This window comes from Luteimicrobium xylanilyticum, from assembly GCF_009429125.1.
GTDB lineage: Bacteria > Actinomycetota > Actinomycetes > Actinomycetales > Cellulomonadaceae > Luteimicrobium > Luteimicrobium xylanilyticum.
On sequence record NZ_CP045529.1, the window covers coordinates 2,687,250 to 2,707,687 of the forward strand.

The following is a 20,438-nucleotide window of genomic DNA, read 5'->3' on the forward strand; positions in this document are numbered from 1 at the left end:
TCACTCCTCCCCGAGGATCTGGGGCACCATGAACCGGCCGTCCTCAGCCGACGGAGCGCCTGCGAGCACGTCCTCGACGGGCAGCGGCGGCTCCGGCACGTCGTCACGGAACACGTTGACGAGTGGAAGCGGATGGCTGGTCGCCGGGACGTCCGGCGTCGCGACCTCGCTGACCTGGGCGATGGCGGCGACGATCACGTCGAGCTCGCCCGCGAGACGGTCGAGCTCCGCCTCCGACAGGTCGATGCGGGCGAGCGACGCGACGCGCGCGACCTCGTCACGGGAGATGGTGGACATGCCGACATTCTACGGGGCATGCCGGTACGCCCTCAGCGGCTCGTAAGGCGGGACAGCGCCCGGGTGCGGATATGCCGAAGGCCACCCCGGGTGGGGTGGCCTTCGGTTGAATGGGTGTTCGGCGGCGTCCTACTCTCCCACCCCGTCACCAGGGCAGTACCATCGGCGCTGAAGGGCTTAGCTTCCGGGTTCGGAATGGGACCGGGCGTTTCCCCTTCGCTATGACCGCCGTAACTCTATGAACCTGTTCGGGGCCCTGCCCTCCGGGGTGTGTGTCCCGGGGGTGGGTGTGCCGGTGGCTCTAGAACCGCACAGTGGACGCGAAACATGACATGTTGTTGGTAAGTTGTCGGCTGATTAGTACCGGTCAGCTCCACGGGTCTTTGGTCCCCGCTTCCACATCCGGCCTATCTACCCAGTGGTCTAGCTGGGTGCCTCTCCCCCATACGGGGTTGGAAACCTCATCTTGAAGCAGGCTTCCCGCTTAGATGCTTTCAGCGGTTATCCCTTCCGAACGTAGCTAACCAGCGGTGCTCCTGGCGGAACAACTGGCACACCAGAGGTTCGTCCGTCCCGGTCCTCTCGTACTAGGGACAGCCCTTCTCAAGTTTCCTGCGCGCGCAGCGGATAGGGACCGAACTGTCTCACGACGTTCTAAACCCAGCTCGCGTACCGCTTTAATGGGCGAACAGCCCAACCCTTGGGACCTACTCCAGCCCCAGGATGCGACGAGCCGACATCGAGGTGCCAAACCATGCCGTCGATATGGACTCTTGGGCAAGATCAGCCTGTTATCCCCGGGGTACCTTTTATCCGTTGAGCGACGGCGCTTCCACAAGCCACCGCCGGATCACTAGTTCCGACTTTCGTCCCTGCTCGACCTGTCAGTCTCACAGTCAAGCTCCCTTGTGCACTTGCACTCGCCACCTGATTGCCAACCAGGCTGAGGGAACCTTTGAGCGCCTCCGTTACATTTTAGGAGGCAACCGCCCCAGTTAAACTACCCACCAGGCACTGTCCCTGATCCGGATCACGGACCGAGGTTAGGAGTCCAGAGCGACCAGAGTGGTATTTCAACGTTGACTCCACACACGCTGGCGCGTGCGCTTCACCGTCTCCCACCTATCCTACACAAGCCGCACCGAACACCAATACCAAGCTATAGTAAAGGTCCCGGGGTCTTTCCGTCCTGCTGCGCGTAACGAGCATCTTTACTCGTAGTGCAATTTCGCCGAGTTCGCGGTTGAGACAGCGGAGAAGTCGTTACGCCATTCGTGCAGGTCGGAACTTACCCGACAAGGAATTTCGCTACCTTAGGATGGTTATAGTTACCACCGCCGTTTACTGGGGCTTAAATTCTGAGCTTCGCCCCCAAGGGGGCTGACCCGTCCTCTTAACCTTCCAGCACCGGGCAGGCGTCAGTCCGTATACATCGTCTTGCGACTTCGCACGGACCTGTGTTTTTAGTAAACAGTCGCTTCTCCCTGGTCTCTGCGGCCCTCCACGCTAGCCGGCAAGCGGCTTCACGCTTGGGGCCCCCCTTCTCCCGAAGTTACGGGGGCATTTTGCCGAGTTCCTTAACCACGATTCACTCGATCGCCTTAGTATTCTCTACCTGACCACCTGAGTCGGTTTGGGGTACGGGCGGCTAGAACCTCGCGCCGAGGCTTTTCTTGGCAGCATAGGATCACCCTGTTATCCCGCTGATGCGGTCACCATCGGCCCTCGGGCTCCACGAGCAGCGGATTTGCCTGCTGCTCACCCTGCGACCTTGGACGTGGACAACCATCGCCACGCCGGGCTACCTTCCTGCGTCACCCCTGTTAATACGCTTACCTACTACCGGATCGGGTCGCGCGCTAGGCCCACCCAGTGTTCCCGAAGGAACGGCGGGGGGATTCGGGCGCTTAGCATCACCGGGCTCGGTATGGGCGGTTCTTCGCCGGTAGGAGAATCTCAACTCCTTGTCCATCGACTACGCCTGTCGGCCTCGCCTTAGGTCCCGACTTACCCAGGGCGGATTAGCCTGGCCCTGGAACCCTTGGTCATTCGGCGGACGGGTTTCCCACCCGTCTTTCGCTACTCATGCCTGCATTCTCACTCGTGTAGGCTCCACCACTGGGTTACCCCGCAGCTTCACTGCCCACACGACGCTCCCCTACCCATCCACACGCCTGGACCACGAAGGCCTAGCAATATGTGAATGCCACAGCTTCGGCGGTGTACTTGAGCCCCGCTACATTGTCGGCGCGGAATCACTTGACCAGTGAGCTATTACGCACTCTTTCAAGGGTGGCTGCTTCTAAGCCAACCTCCTGGTTGTCTGTGCAACTCCACATCCTTTCCCACTTAGCACACGCTTAGGGGCCTTAGCTGGTGGTCTGGGCTGTTTCCCTCTCGACTACGGAGCTTATCCCCCGCAGTCTCACTGCCACGCTCTCACTTACCGGCATTCGGAGTTTGGCTGACGTCAGTAACCTTGTAGGGCCCATCGGCCATCCAGTAGCTCTACCTCCGGCAAGAAACACGTGACGCTGCACCTAAATGCATTTCGGGGAGAACCAGCTATCACGAAGTTTGATTGGCCTTTCACCCCTAACCACAGGTCATCCCCCAGGTTTTCAACCCTGGTGGGTTCGGCCCTCCACGCGGTCTTACCCGCGCTTCAGCCTGCCCATGGCTAGATCACTTCGCTTCGGGTCTAGACCCAGCGACTATGGTCGCCCTGTTCGGACTCGCTTTCGCTACGGCTTCCCCACACGGGTTAACCTCGCCACTGAGCACTAACTCGCAGGCTCATTCTTCAAAAGGCACGCTGTCACCCCTGCCAAGGAGGCTCCAACGGATTGTAGGCACACGGTTTCAGGTACTATTTCACTCCCCTCCCGGGGTACTTTTCACCTTTCCCTCACGGTACTAGTCCGCTATCGGTCACCAGGTAGTATTTAGGCTTAGCAAGTGGTCTTGCCAGATTCACACGAGATTTCTCGGGCCCCGTGCTACTTGGGATCCCCTTCGGGAGGCCACGCCATTTCGTCTACGGGGGTCGCACCCTCTGTGCCGGGCCTTTCAATGCCCTTCGACTATAACGCGGCTTTCTGACTCCCCGGACCCGTGTCAGCAGATCCAGAAAGGTCCCACAACCCCGCACACGCAACGCCTGACAGCTTTCACACGTGCACGGTTTGGCCTGCTCCGCTTTCGCTCGCCACTACTCACGGAATATCTCTTCCTGCCGGTACTGAGATGTTTCACTTCCCGGCGTTCCCTCCACACACCCTATATATTCAGGTGCAGGTGACCGCACATGACTGCGGCCGGGTTTCCCCATTCGGACATCCTCGGATCACGGTTCGTTTGCCAACTCCCCGAGGCTTATCGCAGGCTACAACGTCCTTCTTCGGCTCCTGGTGCCAAGGCATCCACCCTGTGCCCTTAAAAACTTAACTCAACAACAAAATTGCAGAAACCACGGTCGCACACCCCGGGCCACCCCCCAAAAAGAAGGATGACCCCCAGGCATGCTTCGTGTTTCACAAAGATGCTCGCGTCCACTGTACAGTTCTCAAGCAACCGACGATCCCGCAGCTCACCCACACCCCAGGCATGAGATCTCGCCACGGCCCGCACCACAAGGCAACAACCACCACCCGACCAGCCTCACGACCAACCAGGCGACACGCGGCCGCTTCCTCAGGACCCAACAGTGTGCTCACCGGCCCCACCCCGCAGCCGGCCACCACCTTCCACACCCGCACCCCCCCGAAGGAAGACACCAGCAGTACTAGCAGCGACCGCACCCCAGGGCACGACCTCGTCAATGTTCCACCCACGAGCAACCACCCGGCACACGCTCGGCACCGGCATGACCACCAACCACCACCCGACCCCACCAACGGGGACCAGACCAGTAGCCGGCAGCGCTCGACAGAAGCAAAAGCTCCTTAGAAAGGAGGTGATCCAGCCGCACCTTCCGGTACGGCTACCTTGTTACGACTTAGTCCCAATCGCCAGTCCCACCTTCGACCACTCCCCCCACAAGGGTTGGGCCATGGGCTTCGGGTGTTACCGACTTTCGTGACTTGACGGGCGGTGTGTACAAGGCCCGGGAACGTATTCACCGCAGCGTTGCTGATCTGCGATTACTAGCGACTCCGACTTCATGGGGTCGAGTTGCAGACCCCAATCCGAACTGAGACCGGCTTTTTGGGATTCGCTCCACCTTACGGTATCGCAGCCCTTTGTACCGGCCATTGTAGCATGCGTGAAGCCCAAGACATAAGGGGCATGATGATTTGACGTCATCCCCACCTTCCTCCGAGTTGACCCCGGCAGTCTCCCATGAGTCCCCGGCATAACCCGCTGGCAACATGGGACGAGGGTTGCGCTCGTTGCGGGACTTAACCCAACATCTCACGACACGAGCTGACGACAACCATGCACCACCTGTATACGAGTGTCCAAAGAGGCCGCTGTCTCCAGCGGATTCTCGTATATGTCAAGCCTTGGTAAGGTTCTTCGCGTTGCATCGAATTAATCCGCATGCTCCGCCGCTTGTGCGGGCCCCCGTCAATTCCTTTGAGTTTTAGCCTTGCGGCCGTACTCCCCAGGCGGGGCACTTAATGCGTTAGCTGCGGCACGGAACTCGTGGAATGAGCCCCACACCTAGTGCCCAACGTTTACGGCATGGACTACCAGGGTATCTAATCCTGTTCGCTCCCCATGCTTTCGCTCCTCAGCGTCAGTTGCGGCCCAGAGACCTGCCTTCGCCATCGGTGTTCCTCCTGATATCTGCGCATTCCACCGCTACACCAGGAATTCCAGTCTCCCCTACCGCACTCTAGTCTGCCCGTACCCACTGCAAGCCCGAGGTTGAGCCTCGGGATTTCACAGCAGACGCGACAAACCGCCTACGAGCTCTTTACGCCCAATAATTCCGGACAACGCTTGCGCCCTACGTATTACCGCGGCTGCTGGCACGTAGTTAGCCGGCGCTTCTTCTGCAGGTACCGTCACTTGCGCTTCTTCCCTGCTGAAAGAGGTTTACAACCCGAAGGCCGTCATCCCTCACGCGGCGTCGCTGCATCAGGCTTGCGCCCATTGTGCAATATTCCCCACTGCTGCCTCCCGTAGGAGTCTGGGCCGTGTCTCAGTCCCAGTGTGGCCGGTCGCCCTCTCAGGCCGGCTACCCGTCGTCGCCTTGGTAGGCCATCACCCCACCAACAAGCTGATAGGCCGCGAGCCCATCCCCAACCGATAAATCTTTCCAACCCTCACCATGCAGCAAGAGCTCATATCCGGTATTAGCCCCGGTTTCCCGGAGTTATCCCAAAGTCAGGGGCAGGTTACTCACGTGTTACTCACCCGTTCGCCACTGATCCACCCAGCAAGCTGGGCTTCACCGTTCGACTTGCATGTGTTAAGCACGCCGCCAGCGTTCGTCCTGAGCCAGGATCAAACTCTCCGTAAATGTTTCAACGCCAACCACACCCAACCCACAAGGAGCCAGACACAGTCAACAAACCATACGAAGAACACCCACAAAACTGCAGGCGATCAATCAAACTGGCCAGAACCAAACCAACTGGTTCGATTCTCGTCCAAAAAACACCCCCACCAGACCACCAACACCACCGAAGCAGCACCAGCAACCCGACAAGAGTTCATTGGCATTGACTATCAAGCACACTGTTGAGTTCTCAAGAAACGGACGCTCACCCGCTCAAACCCTCCCGGGCTCTCACTGGGGCAACTTCTCCATCTTACCCGACCCCCACCCCACCAGCAAACCGGCCGGGTCAAGGAGTCAGAGTTCCCGAGGCCACCCACGCTCGACACGAGCGAAGGACAACTAACTCGGGGGCGTTGCCCGCGGGGACCAGCCTCGCTGACCTTGGTCAGCTTGTCCGTTCCTCCCTGCCGGGCGACATCGAGAACACTACGGGGCACCCAGCGACTCGTGCAAGCCCGTCTCGGGTGACCGTCGTCACCATGCCGGACGCGCGCCTGAGACCCTCGCGTGCGGAGCGCCGTCGAAGCGTCCGAACCTCAGATCGTCGCCCGGTCGCAGCTGCGCGAGCGCGTCGCAGCCGGCGGGCGTCACGACACCGATCACGGGGTATCCGCCCGTCACCGGATGGTCCGACAGGAACACCACGGGCTTCCCCGACGGCGGCACCTGCACGGCCCCGCGGACCAGGCCCTCGGAGGAGTACTCCCCCCGCTCGGCCCGCGGCACCGCCGCGCCCGCGAGCCGGAGGGCCACCCGGTTGCTGTCCGGGGTCACCCGGTAGGACTCTCGGAGCAGCGTCTCCCAGGCCACGTCGGCGAACCAGTCGTCCCGAAGACCGCCGACGACCTCCACCGCAGGCGTGCCGAGGTCGCCCGTCCAGGTTTCGCCGGGCGCTCGTACGAGACGCTCCGCGACCGGACCCGGGCCAGCAGGCTCACCCACGGGGAGAACCTCGCCGCCACGGAGCGTCGCCGGTCCGAGCTCCGCGAGCACGTCCCAGGATCGTGACCCGAGGACCGCCGGCACGTCCACGCCGCCGCGCACCGCGAGATAGGTGCGCAGGCCGTGCGGCGGAATCCCGAGCTCGAGCACCTCGCCCGGCCTCGCACGCAGCACGGCGCCGACCCCGACCGGGACTCCGGCCAGCGTCGCCGGAGCCGGCGCACCGGTGAGGACGACGACGTGGTCGGCGGTGAAGCGGACCCGGAGCCCGCCCAACGTGGCCTCGACCGCGGCGGCACCCGGCGGGTTGCCGAGCAGCAAGTTCGCGCGCACGAGGGCCCCACGGTCCGCGGCACCGGAGCGCCCGACACCGAGGCCCGCACAACCGGGACGGCCCAGATCCTCCACGAACGCCGCCGGACCGGGCGCGAGGACCTCGATCATCAGCTGCGCTCCGGGACGAACCGCACGCGGGCGCCTGGCACGACGAGACCCGGCGGCGTGCGCGCTACGTCGAACATGCGGGCCGGCGTGCGGCCGAGGAGCCGCCAGCCGCCCGGACTCGGCGTGGGGTAGACGGCCGTGAACTCCCCGGCCACGGCCACGGCACCCGCGTCGACGCGAGGGCGCGGGGTCGCGAGCCGCGGCACCCGCAGCGACGGGTCGAGTCCCACGAGGTAGGCGAAGCCCGGCGCGAAGCCCACGAACGCAGCCGTGTAGAGCGCGGACGCGTGGCGCTCGACCACCTCGGCCGTCGTGAGGCCGGCAAGCTCGGCGACGTCGTCGAGGTCCGGGCCGTCGTAGACCACCGGGATCTCGACGACGTCCCCGGTGCCGTCGGGCGGCGCGACCCCTGCCAGGTCCGGCGCCAAGGAACGTACGGCCTCGACGAGGCGCACCTGCGCACCCGGGTGCGCTGCGCCGTCGGGCGTCTCACGGAGCAGGACGAGGACGGAGCGGGCCGCCGGGACCAGGTCGGCGACGTCGGGGTCGGCAAGGGCGCGCAGCGCACGCGTGAGCGCGACCACCCGCGGCAGCGGATCCTCCCCGCCCACGTCGACCATGACCGCGGCCGACCCGTAGGGGCGGGCCAGGACCCGGGGGCCGTGCTCCTCTGCCGGCATCTCAGACCGCCGGGAGCACCGCGACGCCCGCGGCGTCGAGAGCGGCGCGGGCCGCGGCCACGGTCGCGAGCGCGCCCGGGCTGTCCGAGTGCAGGCAGACGCTCCGGGCCGGGGACGACACGACCGTGCCGTCCACCGCGAGGACCGTGTGCTCGCGGGCCAGGCGGCGCACGCGGGACGCCACCTCGGCCGGATCGGTCACGAGAGCGCCGGGCTCGCGGCGCGGGACGAGCGTCCCGTCCGCACGGTAGCCGCGGTCGCCGAACGCCTCGGGAACCGTCGGCACGCCCGCCGCGACCGCGAGCGCCAGCACCGCCGAGCCCGGGAGACCGACGAGCGCGAGGCCCGCCTCGGCGACGGCGTCGACGACCGCCCTCGCCTGCTCCTCGTGGTGGACGATCGTGTTGTAGAGCGCGCCGTGCGGCTTGACGTAGGAGACCTGCGTGCCGGCGACGCGCGCGAACGCGTCGAGCGCGCCGACCTGGTAGAGCACGTCGTCGCGGAGCTCGGCGTAGCCGGCGTCGACGAACCGGCGGCCGAAGCCCGCCAGGTCGCGGTAGGCGACGTGCGCACCGATGCGCACGCCCCGCTCGGCCGCCGCCCCGCACGTGCGCCGCATGATCGAGGGGTCGCCCGCGTGGAAGCCGCACGCCACGTTGGCGCTGCTCACCAGGTCGAGGAGGGCGGCGTCGTCGGCGATGCTCCAGCGGCCGAAGCCCTCCCCGAGGTCGACGTTGAGGTCGATCGTCGTCGCGTGGTCCGTCACCCGTCCATCATCGCCGACCCGGTACTTTCGGGGGATGCCCGACGACCTCACCGTGCGACTCGCCAGGACCGACGACGTCGAGCCGCTCGTCGCGCTCGCCGCCGAGACATTCCCGGACGCAGCACCGCCCACGCTGCCGGCGGCGGCGATCGCGGAGCACGTCGCGCGCGAGCTCGACGCCGCGCACTTCCGCTCCTGGGTCGCCGGGCGCTACGGCGAGCCTTCGACGCCGGCCGTCGTCCTCGTCGCCGAGACCGACGGCCGGCTCGTCGGCTACGCGCTCCTCGTACGCGCGCGGCCCGCCGAGCCCGCGCAGCTCGACGGGCTCCTCGGGCCCGGGTACCCGCACGCCGCGGCCGTCGAGCTGTCGAAGATCTACGCGCTCGCCTCGGCGCGCGGCACCGGTGCCACCGGCACGCTCATGACCGCCGCGCTCGTGGCCGCCGCGGAGCTGCTCGACGGGCAGGCCGTCTGGCTCGGCACCAACACCGAGAACCGCCGCGCGCAGCGGTTCTACGGCAAGCACGGCTTCGCCGAGGTCGGACGCCGGGCCTACGTGGTGGGCGGAGAGCCGCAGGACGACGTCGTCATGGCCCGGGTGCTGCGCCCCGCCCGGGCGACGAACGCATGAGCACCTTCACCGGGCTCCTCGCCTACCCGATCACGCCGCTCGACGACGAGGGGGCGCCCGCGCTCGGGGCGTTGGGCGAGCTCGTCGCGGCTACGGTCGGCGCCGGCGTCGACGGCGTCGTCGTGCTCGCGTCGAGCGGCGACGGAAGGGCGTTCGACGCGTCCGAGCGCGACCGCGTCGTGCGCGCGGCGCGGGAGGCCGGCGGCTCCGTGCCCCTGCACGTCGCCGTCAGCGCACCCGCCACGTGGCAGGTGCTCGAGTACGCGCGAGCCGCGGAGCGTGCGGGGGCCGACGGGCTGCTGCTCGCACCGTTCGCCTACGCGCCGCTCGTGGATCCCGAGGTCACGACTCTCGTCCGGGCGGTCTCGGCCGCGAGCGTCCTGCCCCTGTGCTTCTACAACAAGCCCGTCCAGACGGGGTACGACCTCACCCCCGGCCTTCTCGCCGAGCTGGCGGCGACGACGTCCCTCCGCGGAGTGAAGGACCCGGCGACCCTGCCGACGCGACGCAGCACCCGGGTCGAGGAGCTGCGCGGGGCGGTCCCGCGCGCGGGTTCCGGGGGTACCGACGGGCCGCGCGTGGCGGTCGGGCTCAGCGGCGACGTCGCCCTCACCGACGACGCCTCGCCCGCCGACGCGTGGCACACGGGTCTCGCCGCGCTCGCGCCCGCCGAGTACGTCGCGCTGAGGCGCTCACGGGTCGACGCCGCCACCGGCACCACGCCGGGGGGCGCCTGGCTGCACGAGCTCGCCACGGTGCTGGGCACGCTCCGGCCTGTGTCCGGGCTGCACGCGCTCGCGAACCTGCTCGGCGTCCGCACCGGACCGCCCCGGGGCCCGTGGCTGCCCGTGCCACCCGACGGGCGTCGCGCGGCTCCGGGAGGTCGTGGACCGCCGCCCCTGAGCCACCGGACCCCGGGCTGCTCCACGTCGGCTACTCCTCGTCGGCCTCGAGCTCGAGCCCGGGCGCGGCGTCGTCGGTCGCGGCGTCGTCCGCGGAGGTTCCGGGCGTCACCGCGGCGGGGCCGCCCTCGAGCAGCGCGACGAACCCGCCCTCGTCGAGGATCGGGCGACCGAGCTCGCGCGCCTTGGTCTCCTTGCTCCCGGCGTTCGGCCCGACGACCACGAAGTCCGTCTTCTTCGACACGGACCCCGACGCCTTGCCGCCGCGCGCGAGGATCGCCTCCTTGGCGCCGTCGCGCGTGAAGCCCTCGAGCGAACCCGTCACGACGACCGTGAGCCCCTCGAGCGTCCGCTCGACGGACTCGTCGCGCTCGTCAGCCGTGCGGACCCCCGCGGCCCGCCAGCGGTCGACGATCTCGCGGCGCCAGTTGTCGGGGTCGTCCACGTCGCCGAACCAGTCGCGGACCGCGACGGCGATGGTCGGGCCGACCCCCTCGACGGCCGCGAGCTCGGCCGGGGGCTTGGTGGCGTCCTCGTCGGCGTCCGCAGGCTCACGCGTCGCCGCCTCCTCGATCGCGTCGAGCGAGCCGAAGTGCTGCGCGAGGGCGCGAGCCGCCGTCGGGCCGACGTGACGGATCGACAGCGCGACCAGGACCCGCCACAGCGGCTGGTCCCTCGCCTTGTCGAGCTCGGCGAACAGGCGGGTCGTGTTGGCGTGGGGCGCGGACGGCTTGGTGCCCGTGGGCTTGGTCCAGAAGTAGAGGCGGTCCTCCCACAGGCCGGTCCCGACGCCCTTCTTCTTGATCTCCCGCCAGACGCGGACCTCGCGCAGGTCCTCGGGCGTGAGGTCGAACAGGCCGGCCTCGGTCGCGAGGACCGGCCGCTGCGGCTCGGGCAGCGCGTCGGGCGCCGGCGCGTCGACGTCACCGCCGGGCCGGTACGTCGCGGGGTCGGTCGGCCGGTCGAGCTCGGGGTCCGTCAGCGCGACCGCCGCCTCCCAGCCGAGCGCCTCGATGTCGAACGCGCCGCGGCCCGCGGCGTGGAACAACCGCTCGCGGAGCTGGGACGGGCACGAACGCTGGTTGGGGCACCGGATGTCGACGTCGCCCTCCTTCGCGGGCGCGAGAGGCGTGCCGCACGACGGGCAGACGGTCGGCATGACGAACGCGCGCTCGGTCCCGTCGCGCAGCGCCGCGACCGGTCCCACGATCTCGGGGATCACGTCGCCCGCCTTGCGCAGCACCACGGTGTCGCCGATGAGCACGCCCTTGCGCTCGACCTCGCTCGCGTTGTGGAGGGTCGCCATCTCGACCGTCGATCCCGCGACCTTGACGGGCTCCATCACGCCGTAGGGCGTGACGCGGCCGGTCCGACCCACGTTGACGCGGATGTCGAGGAGCTTGGTGTTGACCTCCTCGGGCGGGTACTTGTACGCGATGGCCCACCGTGGCGCACGGCTGGTCGCTCCGAGCCGGCGCTGGAGGGCGAGCTCGTCGACCTTGGCCACGAGACCGTCGAGCTCGTGCTCGATGTCGTGCCGGTGCGTCCCGTAGTACTCGATCATCTCGAGGACGGCCGGGATGCCGGTGACCACGCGGTTGTGGCTCGAGACCGGCACCCCCCACGACTCGAAGAGCTCGTAGGCCTGCGACTGGCGCTCGAGCTGCGCGTGCTCCCCCTCCTCCCACTGCAGCGCACCCACGCCGTGCGCGTACATGCGCAGCGGGCGCGACGCCGTCACGCGCGGGTCCTTCTGGCGCAGCGAGCCCGCCGCCGCGTTGCGGGGGTTCGCGAACGGCGCCTTGCCGGCCTCGACCTGGGCGGCGTTGAGCGTCTCGAACTCCGCGACGGGGAAGAACACCTCGCCGCGGATCTCGATCAGGTGCGGATGCGTCGCGGGGTCGCCGGCGAGGGTCTGCGGGACGGTCGTGATGGTGCGGACGTTGAGCGTCACGTCCTCGCCCGTCCGACCGTCGCCGCGCGTCGCGGCCCGCACCAGACGCCCGCGCTCGTACAGGAGAGCGATCGCGAGGCCGTCGATCTTGACCTCGCACAGGTAGTGGAGATCGGGCACCGCCGTCCCGTCGGCGTCGTGGCCGAGCTCCTTGGCGACGCGGTCGGCCCAGGCCCGCACGTCCTCCTCGTTGAACGCGTTGTCCAGGCTGAGCATGCGCTCGACGTGCTCGACGGCCGCGAACTCCGTCGAGAACGTGCCGCCCACGCGCTGCGTCGGCGAGTCGGGGCTCCGTAGCTCCGGGAACGCGTCCTCGAGGGCCTGCAGCTCGCGCAGGCGCGCGTCGTAGTCCGCGTCCGAGCTGACCGGCGCGTCCTTGATGTAGTACGCGAACTGGTCGGCCTCGATGCTCTCGGCCAGCTCCGCCCAGCGTCGGTGCGCGTCGGCGAGGTCGGGGCTCGCCTCGGTGGCGGCGGTCGGTGCGGACGCACCGGCGGTCGGGGGCGCGTCCAGAGGCTCGCGGGTCAGCTCGTCGCTCACGCGCCCATCATGCCGTGCGGGTAGGACACGGGCCGATCCACGCCGCTCGGCACGACGCTCGACGCCACGCTCGTCAGCCCGTGCCCGGCGACCGCTCGCCCGACCCAGGACCCGACGAGGACGAGCGCGAGGACGAGCGCGACCAGGGCGAGCACGGCCATCGCGGCCGCGACCACGCCGTCGAGCAGGTCGCGGGCGCCGGTGCCGCGGCGTCGGGACCGTCCGGTCCCGCCCCGGGCGGGCGACCGGTGGAACGGGTGCAGGTGCGTTGCTGCCATGCCTCGAGCCTCCGCCGCGGGGCGCCCTCACCGCGTCGGGCCTCGGTCGTGACCTCGCCCCGGGCCCGTACGCCCAGGGGTGGTCCCGGCACCCGCACGGGTCCACCACGAGGCTGACGTGGCCGGGCCGGGACGCCCGCGCCGCTCTAGGGTTCTTGCCATGACGTCGCCTTCCGATCCCGCCTCCCCGCCGACCGACCCGTACCTGTGGCTCGAGGACGTGGAGGGAGAGCGGGCGCTCGACTGGGTCCGCGCCCGCAACGCCGACGCCGAGGAGCGGCTCGGAAGCGCCCCCACGACCGCGGGTGGGGCCTCGGTGCCCGCCCTCGCCGAGATCGAGGCGGAGATCCTCGAGGTGCTCGACAGCCACGACAAGATCCCCGACGTGTCGCGGCTCGGCGACCGGCTCTACAACTTCTGGCGCGACGACGTCCACGTGCGCGGCGTGTGGCGGCGCACCACGCTCGACTCCTACCGGACGGACGACCCGGAGTGGGAGACGGTGCTCGACCTCGACGCGCTCGCCGAGGCGGAGGGCGAGTCCTGGGTCTGGCACGGCGCGAGCGTCCTGCGCCCGACCGACCCCGACGCGCCCTGGCGGCGCGCGATCGTCGACCTGTCGCGGGGCGGTTCCGACGCCGACGTGAGCCGCGAGATCGACCTCGTCGCCAAGCGGATCGTGCCGCCGGCCGAGGGCGGCTTCCACCGCGACGAGGCCAAGGGCGGCCTCGCGTGGGTCGACGACGACACCGTCTACGTGTTCACCGACTTCGGCGAGGGGCCCGACGGCGAGCCGACCACGACGACCTCCGGCTACCCGCGCGTCGTCAAGCGGTGGCGTCGCGGAACGCCCCTCGAGGCGGCGGAGACCGTCTACGCGGGCGAGCGCGACGACCTGTACATCTCCGCGCACCACGCTCGCGACGCCGGGTACGAGCGCGACCTCGTGAGCCGGGCGATCGCGTTCTACGAGGCCGAGCTGTACTGGCTCGACCCGGACGGCGAGCTCCGGCTCGTCGACGTGCCGCGCTCGGCGGAGGCGTCGCCGCGGCGCGAGTGGCTCCTCGTCGAGCTGCGCGACCCGTGGACGGTCGAAGGCTCCGCGGGCGCCGTCACCTACCCGGCGGGGTCGCTGCTCGCGGGGCGGTTCGACGACTTCATGGCGGGCTCGCGCGACCTCACCGTGCTGTTCGAGCCCACCCCCACGACGTCGCTCGCCGGGGCCACCTGGACAGCGCACCACCTCGTCGTCAACGTGCTCGACGACGTGAAGAACCGGCTCCACGTCCTGACCCCGCCGGGACCGGATGCGGCGGCCGGAACGCCCTGGGCACGCAGCCCGTTGCCCGGCGCACCGGCGTTCGGGACCACCGGCGTCCGGGCCGTCGACTCGCAGACGAGCGACGACGTCTGGCTCGTGACCACCGACTACCTGACGCCGACGACGCTCTCGCTCGCCCGCGTCGTCGGGCCGGGAGAGGACGCGAACGACGCGCCCGAGCCCCTCAAATCGATGCCCGCGTTCTTCGACGCCGCCGGGCTGGCCGTCTCGCAGCACTTCGCGACGTCCGACGACGGCACCCGGGTCCCCTACTTCCAGATCGGCCCCGCGGAGCCGCCCGCCACCGGCGCGCGCCCCACGCTGCTCTACGGGTACGGCGGCTTCGAGATCTCGCTCACGCCGTCGTACTCGGGCGGGCTGGGGCGGGCGTGGCTCACGCGTGGCGGGACCTACGTCGTCGCGAACATCCGCGGGGGCGGCGAGTACGGGCCGGCCTGGCACCAGGCGGCCCTCAAGGAGCACCGTCACCGCGCGTACGAGGACTTCGCGGCCGTCGCGCGCGACCTCGTCGCCCGCGGCGTCACGACGCCCGAGCACCTCGGTGCGCAGGGCGGCAGCAACGGCGGCCTGCTCATGGGGAACATGCTCACGCAGTACCCGGAGCTGTTCGGGGCGATCGTGTGCCAGGTGCCGCTGCTCGACATGCGCCGGTACACGAAGCTCCTCGCGGGAGCGTCGTGGGCGGCGGAGTACGGCGACCCCGACGACCCCGCGCAGTGGGAGTTCGTCCGCACCTTCTCCCCCTACCACCTCGTGGACCCGGACCGCGCCTACCCGCCCGTCCTGTTCACGACGTCGACCCGCGACGACCGCGTCCACCCGGGTCACGCCCGCAAGATGGCCGCGCTCCTCCTCGACGGCGACCGCGACGTCACGTACTGGGAGAACGTCGAGGGCGGGCACGGCGGCGCCGCCGACAACAAGCAGGCCGCCCACATGGCGGCGATCGCGTACCGGTTCCTGTGGGAGCGGTTGGGATGAGCAGCCACGACGCGCAGGTCGGCAGCGGCGACGAGCGGGCCGAGAGTGACGAGCGGGCCGAGGGTGCAGCGCAGCGGCCCCCGCGCTCCCGCGCCCCCTGGGTGGTCGCGGGCGGCGTCGTCGCGGCCGCCGCGCTCGGGTTCGCGGGCGGCGCGTGGGGCGGGCACGTGGCGTCGTCGACCAGCGGGGCGTGCGACGCCGTCCACGTCGCGTCCGGGACCCTTCCCTCGATCGTGACGATCGCCGCCCACGGCACCGACGGCAGCGGCACGGGGAGCGGGGAGATCGTCCGGTCCGACGGCGTCGTGGTCACCAACGACCACGTCATCACCCCGGCGGTCGCGGGCGGGAGGATCGAGGTGCTGCTGTCCGACGGCCGCTCCTACGCCGCCGAGCTGGTGGGCCGCGACCCGCAGACCGACCTCGCGGTGCTCCGCATCGACGCCGGCGACAGCCTGCCGACGATCGCGTTCTCGCACTCGGACGCCGTCGACGTCGGCGAGGCCGTCGTGGCGCTCGGCGCGCCGCTCGGGCTGTCGGGCAGCGTCACGGCCGGGATCGTCAGCGCGCTCGGCCGCGAGGTCACCGTGCCGACCGGCACGGGCGGGACCACGGTGCTCACCGGCGTCGTGCAGACGGACGCGTCGATCAACCCCGGAAACTCCGGCGGGGCGCTCGTGGACTGCGACGGGAGGCTCGTCGGCGTCAACACGGCCATCGCGACGGTCCCGAACGCGAACGGCGAGGCCGGCGGAGGGTCGGTCGGCATCGGGTTCGCGGTGCCCGTCGACACCGTGCGCACCATCACCGACGAGCTCCTCGAGCACGGCAAGGTCTCCCACCCGAGCTTCGGGCTCGCCGCCTCCACCGTGACGCAGGAGACCGCCGCAGCCTTCGACGTCGAGGCCGGGCTCTTCGTGGAGTCCGTCGTCGACGGCGGCTCGGCCGACAAGGCCGGCCTGCGGCCGGGCGACCTCATCACCCGCCTCGGCGACGTGACCGCGCCCACGACCGCCACGCTCGCGCACCTCACCGTGACCGCGCACAACGGGGACACGATCGACGCCGTGTACCTGCGCGACGGCAAGGAGCACCGGACGACCATCACGCTCGCGCCGCTGCCCGCCACCGGCGGCTGACCGTTCCCCCGACGCCGCCGGAGCCGCTCAGCGCCAGGGGTTCAGCGGCCGCGGAGGCGGCGCGAGGACACGCAGCGGGACCGCCAGCCACGCCGCGAGCACGAAGCACAGCGGCAGGTCGAGCGTGACCACCGAGAGCAGCAGCGCCACGAAGCCGTACCGGAACGGCGAGCCGACCCCGTGCACGAACCCGTCGCCGAAGGCCATCAGCAGCACCACGGCCGCGACGACGACCGTGACCGCGAGCGCCAGCGCCCACCGGCTGCGCTGCGGCACCACGACGACCCAGCCCGCGATCAGCGCGGCGGCGACGAACGGCAGCACGTACGACGACGCGATGAACCAGTCGTTCGCGTACTCGAGCCAGCGGTCCCCGTCGACGCCGGCGAACGAGCCGCCGCCGAGCGGGAAGCCCCCCTCGGCCCGCGCGACCACGGCCCACAGTCCCCCGAGCGCCCAGGGGACGAACGAGCACAGCACGGCGTACAGGACGACCCGCCACAGCCGCGGACCGCGCGCGGCGGGCGCCCCCGAGCGAGCCGGCGCGCTCGTGCCCATGCGAACACTGTGACCTGGCGGAGCGTCCGGCGCGCGTCGGGGCGGGCGGGCGAGGCTCACGCGTCGGACCGCTCGGCGACGGCCTCGGCGACCCGCACGAGGGTCGCGAGGAGGTCGCGAGCGTCCTGCGTCGTGGCCGGGAGCGGTGCGGCCGGGGTCGACACGACGACGTCGCGCAGGCCCGCGACCGGCAGGCCGACCCGCTTCCAGGGCACGGTGAGGGCGTCCGCGACCGTGCCGACCTCGGGTCCGGCGCACTGGGACACCTTCGCCCGTGGCAGGCCCGCCCAGAACGTGACGCCGCGCTCGACCGCGCGCGCGACCGTCTCCCAGGTCCGCTCGTCCCACGCCCCGACGTCGAGGCCGACGCCCTGCGCGCCCGCGAGGACCGCGGGGGCGACGCCGACCCAGGCCTGCCCGACGTGCACGACGCTCGACGCCCCCGCCGCGTGGACGGCGTCGAGCACCGGCTGGAGGCCCTCGACGAGCTCGGGGCCGGCCACGGCGGGGATGCGCGAGTAGCCCGAGAACGTCGGCAGGACGCCCGCGGCCACCTGCGCGAGCAGCGGCTCGTCGAGCTGCACGACGACGTCACCCAGGCCGGGCACCTGCGCGCGGACGTCCGCGAGGTGCTGCGTCAGGCCCGACGCGAGCGACGCGGCGACGTCCCGCACGGCTCCCGCGTCGGTGAGGACACGGTCGCCGCGCGCGAGGTAGAGCTGGGCCGTGAGCGACCACGGCCCGAGGACGGTGAGCGTCAGCGGCCCTGCGTAGCCGTGCGCAGCGACCGCGAGCGCGGTCAGGTCGTCGCGCAGCGCCGAGGCGGCGTGACGCTCGTCGGCACCCGGCCGGTCGGCAAGCTTCCAACCGTGCGGACCGAGCTCGGTCGAGAGCTCGTCGAGCAGGCACGCGGTGCGGCCCACCGGGTCGCTGCCCGGGCCACGCTGCGGGAGCTGGACGAGGAACGGCAGCCCGGCGACGCCGTACGGCACGTCGACGAGGTGGTCGAGGACGGCCAGCTGGGCGTCGAGCGGCTCCACGCCCGGGAACGGCCCGGGCCCCGAGACGGTCGTCACCGGGCGGCCACCGCCGTGCGCGACGCCGATCCCGACCGCGAGGCCCCCGAGACCGTCGCCTGGCCGACGACGCGCGTCCCCTCGTAGACGACGACGGACTGGCCGGGGGCCACGCCCCGCAGCCGCTCGTCCGGAAGGTGGACCTCGACGCCGGAGGCGGCCACGTCGTCGTCGGGGGCGGCCGCGCGCACCCGGGCGGCGACGGGTGCACCGTGCGCACGGACCTGGACCTCGGCGTCGAACCAGGTGCCCGACGTGTCCGCGCCGGCGAACCAGACCGCGTCGCTGCCGGTGATCGTGTCGACGGTCAGGAGCTCCGCGGGCCCGACGACGACCCGGTTCTGCGCCGGCTGGACGTCGAGGACGTAGCGGGGGCGGCCGTCGTCGGCGGGGCGGTCGATCCGCAGGCCCTTGCGCTGGCCGACCGTGAACGCGTAGGCGCCGTCGTGCGCGCCGAGCACCGCGCCCTCGGTGTCGACGATCTCGCCGGGGCGGGAGCCGAGCCGGTCGCGCAGGAACCCCCGGGTGTCGCCGTCGGCGACGAAGCAGATGTCGTAGGAGTCGGGCTTGGCGCTCACGGACAGGCCGCGGCGCTCCGCCTCGGCGCGGACCTCCGCCTTCGACGCGTACCCGCCGAGCGGGAAGATCGCCCGCTCGAGGCGCTCGGGGCCCATCACCGCGAGCACGTACGACTGGTCCTTCTCGGTGTTCGGTGACCGGTGCAGCTCGCGCCTGCCGTCGCGCTCGACCACCCGCGCGTAGTGGCCGGTCGCGACCGCGTCGAAGCCCAGCGCGGTCGCCCGGTCGAGCAGCGCCTCGAACTTGATGTGCTCGTTGCAGCGCACGCACGGGTTGGGCGTGCGGCCGGCCTCGTACTCGGCGAGGAAGTCCGCGACGACCGTCTCCTCGAAGCGCTCCGACAGGTCCCACACGTAGTACGGGATGCCGATGACGTCGGCTGCGCGGCGCGCGTCGCCCGCGTCCTCGATCGAGCAGCAGCCGCGCGAACCGGTCCGGAACTGGTCGCGGGTACGGGACAGCGCCATGTGCACGCCGACCACCTCGTGGCCCGCCTCGACCGCGAGCGCTGCCGCGACCGCGGAGTCGACGCCGCCCGACATCGCCGCCAGGACCCTCATCGCGCACCTCCCACGCCGAGCGACACGAGCCCCGCGGCCCGCGCGCGGTCCACGACGCCCGGCAGCACCTCGAGCACCAGGTCGACGTCGGCGTCGGTGCTCGTCGCCCCCAGCGAGAAGCGCAGCGCGCCGCGGGCCTCGACCTCCGGCACGCCCATCGCCAGCAGGACGTGCGACGGGCGCGGGACGCCGGCCTGGCACGCCGACCCCGTCGAGACCTCGACGCCCGCCGAGTCCAGCAGGTAGAGCAGCGAGTCGCCCTCGCAGCCCGGGAACGTCAGGTGCGCGTTGGCGGGGAGCCGCGCGGGGCTGCCAGCGCCGTCGTCGGGCGGGAGGGCCAGGTCCGCGGGGCCGCGCAGGACGGCGTCGGGCACGCGCTCGAGGACGCCCCAGACGAGCCGGTCGCGCAGGGCCGCGAGGCGCACCGCCCGCTCCGGCAGCGAGCTCACGGCCTCGGTCGCGGCCACGGCGAACGCACGGATCCCCGCGACGTCGAGCGTGCCCGACCGGACGCCGCGCTCCTGGCCGCCGCCGTGCAGGACGGGCGTCATCGGGAGGTCCTTGCGGGCGACGAGCGCGCCCGTGCCCACCGGGCCGCCGAGCTTGTGCGCGGTGACCGTCATGGCGTCGAGGCCGCTCGCCGCGAAGTCCACGGGGAGCTGCCCGAGCGCCTGGACCGCGTCGCTGTGCACCGGGACGCCGTGCTGGTGGGCGAGCTGGACGATCTCGCGGACCGGCTGCACCGTGCCCACCTCGTTGTTCGCCCACATCACCGAGACGAGCGCCGTCTGCGCGGCGTTCGCGGCGAGCTCCTCGCGCAGCACACGGAGATCGACCCGGCCGTCGCCGTCGACGGGCAGGAGCACGATCTCGGCACCCGAGTGCTCGGCCATCCAGAACGCCGGGTCGAGGACCGCGTGGTGCTCGACGGCCGAGACGAGGATGCGGCGCCGCTCCGGGTGCCCGGTGCGGCGGCCCCAGAAGATCCCCTTGACCGCGAGGTTGTCGGCCTCCGTGCCGCCACCCGTGAAGAGCACCTCGCTGGGACGCGCGCCGACCGCGGACGCCAGCGCCTCGCGCGACTCCTCGACCGTCCGACGTGCCGCCCGGCCCGCCGTGTGCAGGGACGAGGGGTTGCCCGTCCGGGCCAGCTCCGCCGTCATCGCCTCGAGCGCCGCCGACGACATGGGGGTCGTCGCAGCGTGGTCGAGGTAGGCGCGGGTCACCGGACAAGTCTACGGAGGCGACGGTCGCGGC

13 protein-coding genes, 3 rRNA genes and 1 pseudogene are annotated in these 20,438 nt (G+C 70.5%); 4 read left to right on the forward strand and 13 right to left on the reverse strand.

Annotated elements, in window-relative coordinates:
* The 7 genes from gatC to KDY119_RS12005 all read right to left on the reverse strand — a co-directional run bounded on the left by gatC (position 1) and on the right by KDY119_RS12005 (position 8,641).
* A complete protein-coding gene (gatC, locus tag KDY119_RS11975) occupies positions 1–297 on the reverse strand; it encodes an Asp-tRNA(Asn)/Glu-tRNA(Gln) amidotransferase subunit GatC (protein WP_036949298.1) in 297 nt (98 codons plus the stop codon).
* A gap of 116 nt (positions 298–413) precedes the next feature.
* Positions 414–530 (reverse strand): 5S ribosomal RNA (gene rrf, locus KDY119_RS11980).
* Between the two features lie 104 nt (positions 531–634).
* Positions 635–3,746, reverse strand: a 23S ribosomal RNA gene (locus KDY119_RS11985).
* 499 nt (positions 3,747–4,245) lie between these two features.
* A 16S ribosomal RNA gene (locus KDY119_RS11990) occupies positions 4,246–5,767 on the reverse strand.
* The 16S, 23S and 5S rRNA genes sit together here, the layout of an rRNA operon.
* A 516-nt stretch (positions 5,768–6,283) precedes the next feature.
* A complete protein-coding gene (locus tag KDY119_RS11995; RefSeq protein WP_051136148.1) occupies positions 6,284–7,195 on the reverse strand; it encodes a 5-oxoprolinase subunit C family protein in 912 nt (303 codons plus the stop codon).
* Positions 7,195–7,875 carry a 5-oxoprolinase subunit B family protein gene (locus KDY119_RS12000; protein WP_051136149.1) on the reverse strand — a complete coding sequence of 227 codons (681 nt, stop codon included), beginning with the start codon at positions 7,873–7,875 and terminating at the stop codon, positions 7,195–7,197. The genes KDY119_RS11995 and KDY119_RS12000 overlap by 1 nt, the downstream gene beginning before the upstream one ends.
* 1 nt (position 7,876) lies before the next feature.
* A complete protein-coding gene (locus tag KDY119_RS12005) occupies positions 7,877–8,641 on the reverse strand; it encodes a LamB/YcsF family protein (protein ID WP_036946351.1) in 765 nt (254 codons plus the stop codon).
* 34 nt (positions 8,642–8,675) lie between these two features.
* Here KDY119_RS12005 and KDY119_RS12010 point away from each other — a divergent pair, with 34 nt between their 5' ends.
* Both KDY119_RS12010 and KDY119_RS19415 read left to right on the forward strand, forming a co-directional pair.
* Positions 8,676–9,272 carry a GNAT family N-acetyltransferase gene (locus tag KDY119_RS12010; protein WP_051136150.1) on the forward strand — a complete coding sequence of 199 codons (597 nt, stop codon included), beginning with the start codon at positions 8,676–8,678 and terminating at the stop codon, positions 9,270–9,272.
* Positions 9,269–9,754, forward strand: a pseudogene (locus KDY119_RS19415) (dihydrodipicolinate synthase family protein); the annotation flags it as partial. The gene KDY119_RS12010 and the pseudogene KDY119_RS19415, both read left to right, overlap by 4 nt.
* Before the next feature lie 451 nt (positions 9,755–10,205).
* Here KDY119_RS19415 and ligA read toward each other — a convergent pair.
* Both ligA and KDY119_RS12025 read right to left on the reverse strand, forming a co-directional pair.
* Entirely contained in the window at positions 10,206–12,668 is a 2,463-nt protein-coding gene (gene ligA / locus KDY119_RS12020) for an NAD-dependent DNA ligase LigA (protein WP_227994324.1), read from the reverse strand.
* On the reverse strand, positions 12,665–12,946 hold the full coding sequence (locus KDY119_RS12025) for a hypothetical protein (RefSeq protein WP_036946364.1): 282 nt from the start codon (positions 12,944–12,946) through the stop codon (positions 12,665–12,667). The genes ligA and KDY119_RS12025 overlap by 4 nt, the downstream gene beginning before the upstream one ends.
* A gap of 160 nt (positions 12,947–13,106) precedes the next feature.
* Here KDY119_RS12025 and KDY119_RS12030 point away from each other — a divergent pair, with 160 nt between their 5' ends.
* Positions 13,107–15,269 carry a prolyl oligopeptidase family serine peptidase gene (locus KDY119_RS12030; RefSeq protein WP_036946367.1) on the forward strand — a complete coding sequence of 721 codons (2,163 nt, stop codon included), beginning with the start codon at positions 13,107–13,109 and terminating at the stop codon, positions 15,267–15,269.
* Positions 15,266–16,408, forward strand: coding sequence for a S1C family serine protease (locus tag KDY119_RS12035; RefSeq protein WP_153022358.1), 1,143 nt, complete (start codon positions 15,266–15,268; stop codon positions 16,406–16,408). The genes KDY119_RS12030 and KDY119_RS12035 overlap by 4 nt, the downstream gene beginning before the upstream one ends.
* Before the next feature lie 27 nt (positions 16,409–16,435).
* Here the strand turns inward: KDY119_RS12035 and KDY119_RS12040 are convergent, their stop codons facing one another.
* Genes KDY119_RS12040 through KDY119_RS12055 form a run of 4 tightly spaced genes read right to left on the reverse strand, consistent with a single transcriptional unit; the run spans position 16,436 to position 20,368 of the window.
* Entirely contained in the window at positions 16,436–16,966 is a 531-nt protein-coding gene (locus KDY119_RS12040; protein ID WP_153022359.1) for a hypothetical protein, read from the reverse strand.
* A 56-nt stretch (positions 16,967–17,022) separates the two neighbouring features.
* A complete protein-coding gene (locus tag KDY119_RS12045) occupies positions 17,023–18,042 on the reverse strand; it encodes a uroporphyrinogen decarboxylase/cobalamine-independent methonine synthase family protein (protein WP_036946373.1) in 1,020 nt (339 codons plus the stop codon).
* A complete protein-coding gene (mnmA, locus tag KDY119_RS12050; RefSeq protein ID WP_036946375.1) occupies positions 18,039–19,181 on the reverse strand; it encodes a tRNA 2-thiouridine(34) synthase MnmA in 1,143 nt (380 codons plus the stop codon). The genes KDY119_RS12045 and mnmA overlap by 4 nt, the downstream gene beginning before the upstream one ends.
* The gene (locus tag KDY119_RS12055) at positions 19,178–20,368 is read right to left on the reverse strand and encodes a cysteine desulfurase family protein (RefSeq protein WP_153022736.1); all 1,191 of its coding nucleotides are present in this window, start codon (positions 20,366–20,368) and stop codon (positions 19,178–19,180) included. The genes mnmA and KDY119_RS12055 overlap by 4 nt, the downstream gene beginning before the upstream one ends.
* Positions 20,369–20,438: the final 70 nt, after the last annotated feature.

Bases quoted from the DNA above. Each gene is read 5' to 3' on its own strand.
- gatC (WP_036949298.1), bottom strand. From the start codon at position 297: ATGTCCACCATCTCCCGTGACGAGGTCGCGCGCGTCGCGTCGCTCGCC.
- KDY119_RS11995 (WP_051136148.1), bottom strand. From the start codon at position 7,195: ATGATCGAGGTCCTCGCGCCCGGTCCGGCGGCGTTCGTGGAGGATCTG.
- KDY119_RS12000 (WP_051136149.1), bottom strand. From the start codon at position 7,875: ATGCCGGCAGAGGAGCACGGCCCCCGGGTCCTGGCCCGCCCCTACGGG.
- KDY119_RS12010 (WP_051136150.1), top strand. From the start codon at position 8,676: ATGCCCGACGACCTCACCGTGCGACTCGCCAGGACCGACGACGTCGAG.
- KDY119_RS12025 (WP_036946364.1), bottom strand. From the start codon at position 12,946: ATGGCAGCAACGCACCTGCACCCGTTCCACCGGTCGCCCGCCCGGGGC.
- KDY119_RS12030 (WP_036946367.1), top strand. From the start codon at position 13,107: ATGACGTCGCCTTCCGATCCCGCCTCCCCGCCGACCGACCCGTACCTG.
- KDY119_RS12035 (WP_153022358.1), top strand. From the start codon at position 15,266: ATGAGCAGCCACGACGCGCAGGTCGGCAGCGGCGACGAGCGGGCCGAG.
- KDY119_RS12040 (WP_153022359.1), bottom strand. From the start codon at position 16,966: ATGGGCACGAGCGCGCCGGCTCGCTCGGGGGCGCCCGCCGCGCGCGGT.
- mnmA (WP_036946375.1), bottom strand. From the start codon at position 19,181: ATGAGGGTCCTGGCGGCGATGTCGGGCGGCGTCGACTCCGCGGTCGCG.
- KDY119_RS12055 (WP_153022736.1), bottom strand. From the start codon at position 20,368: ATGTCGTCGGCGGCGCTCGAGGCGATGACGGCGGAGCTGGCCCGGACG.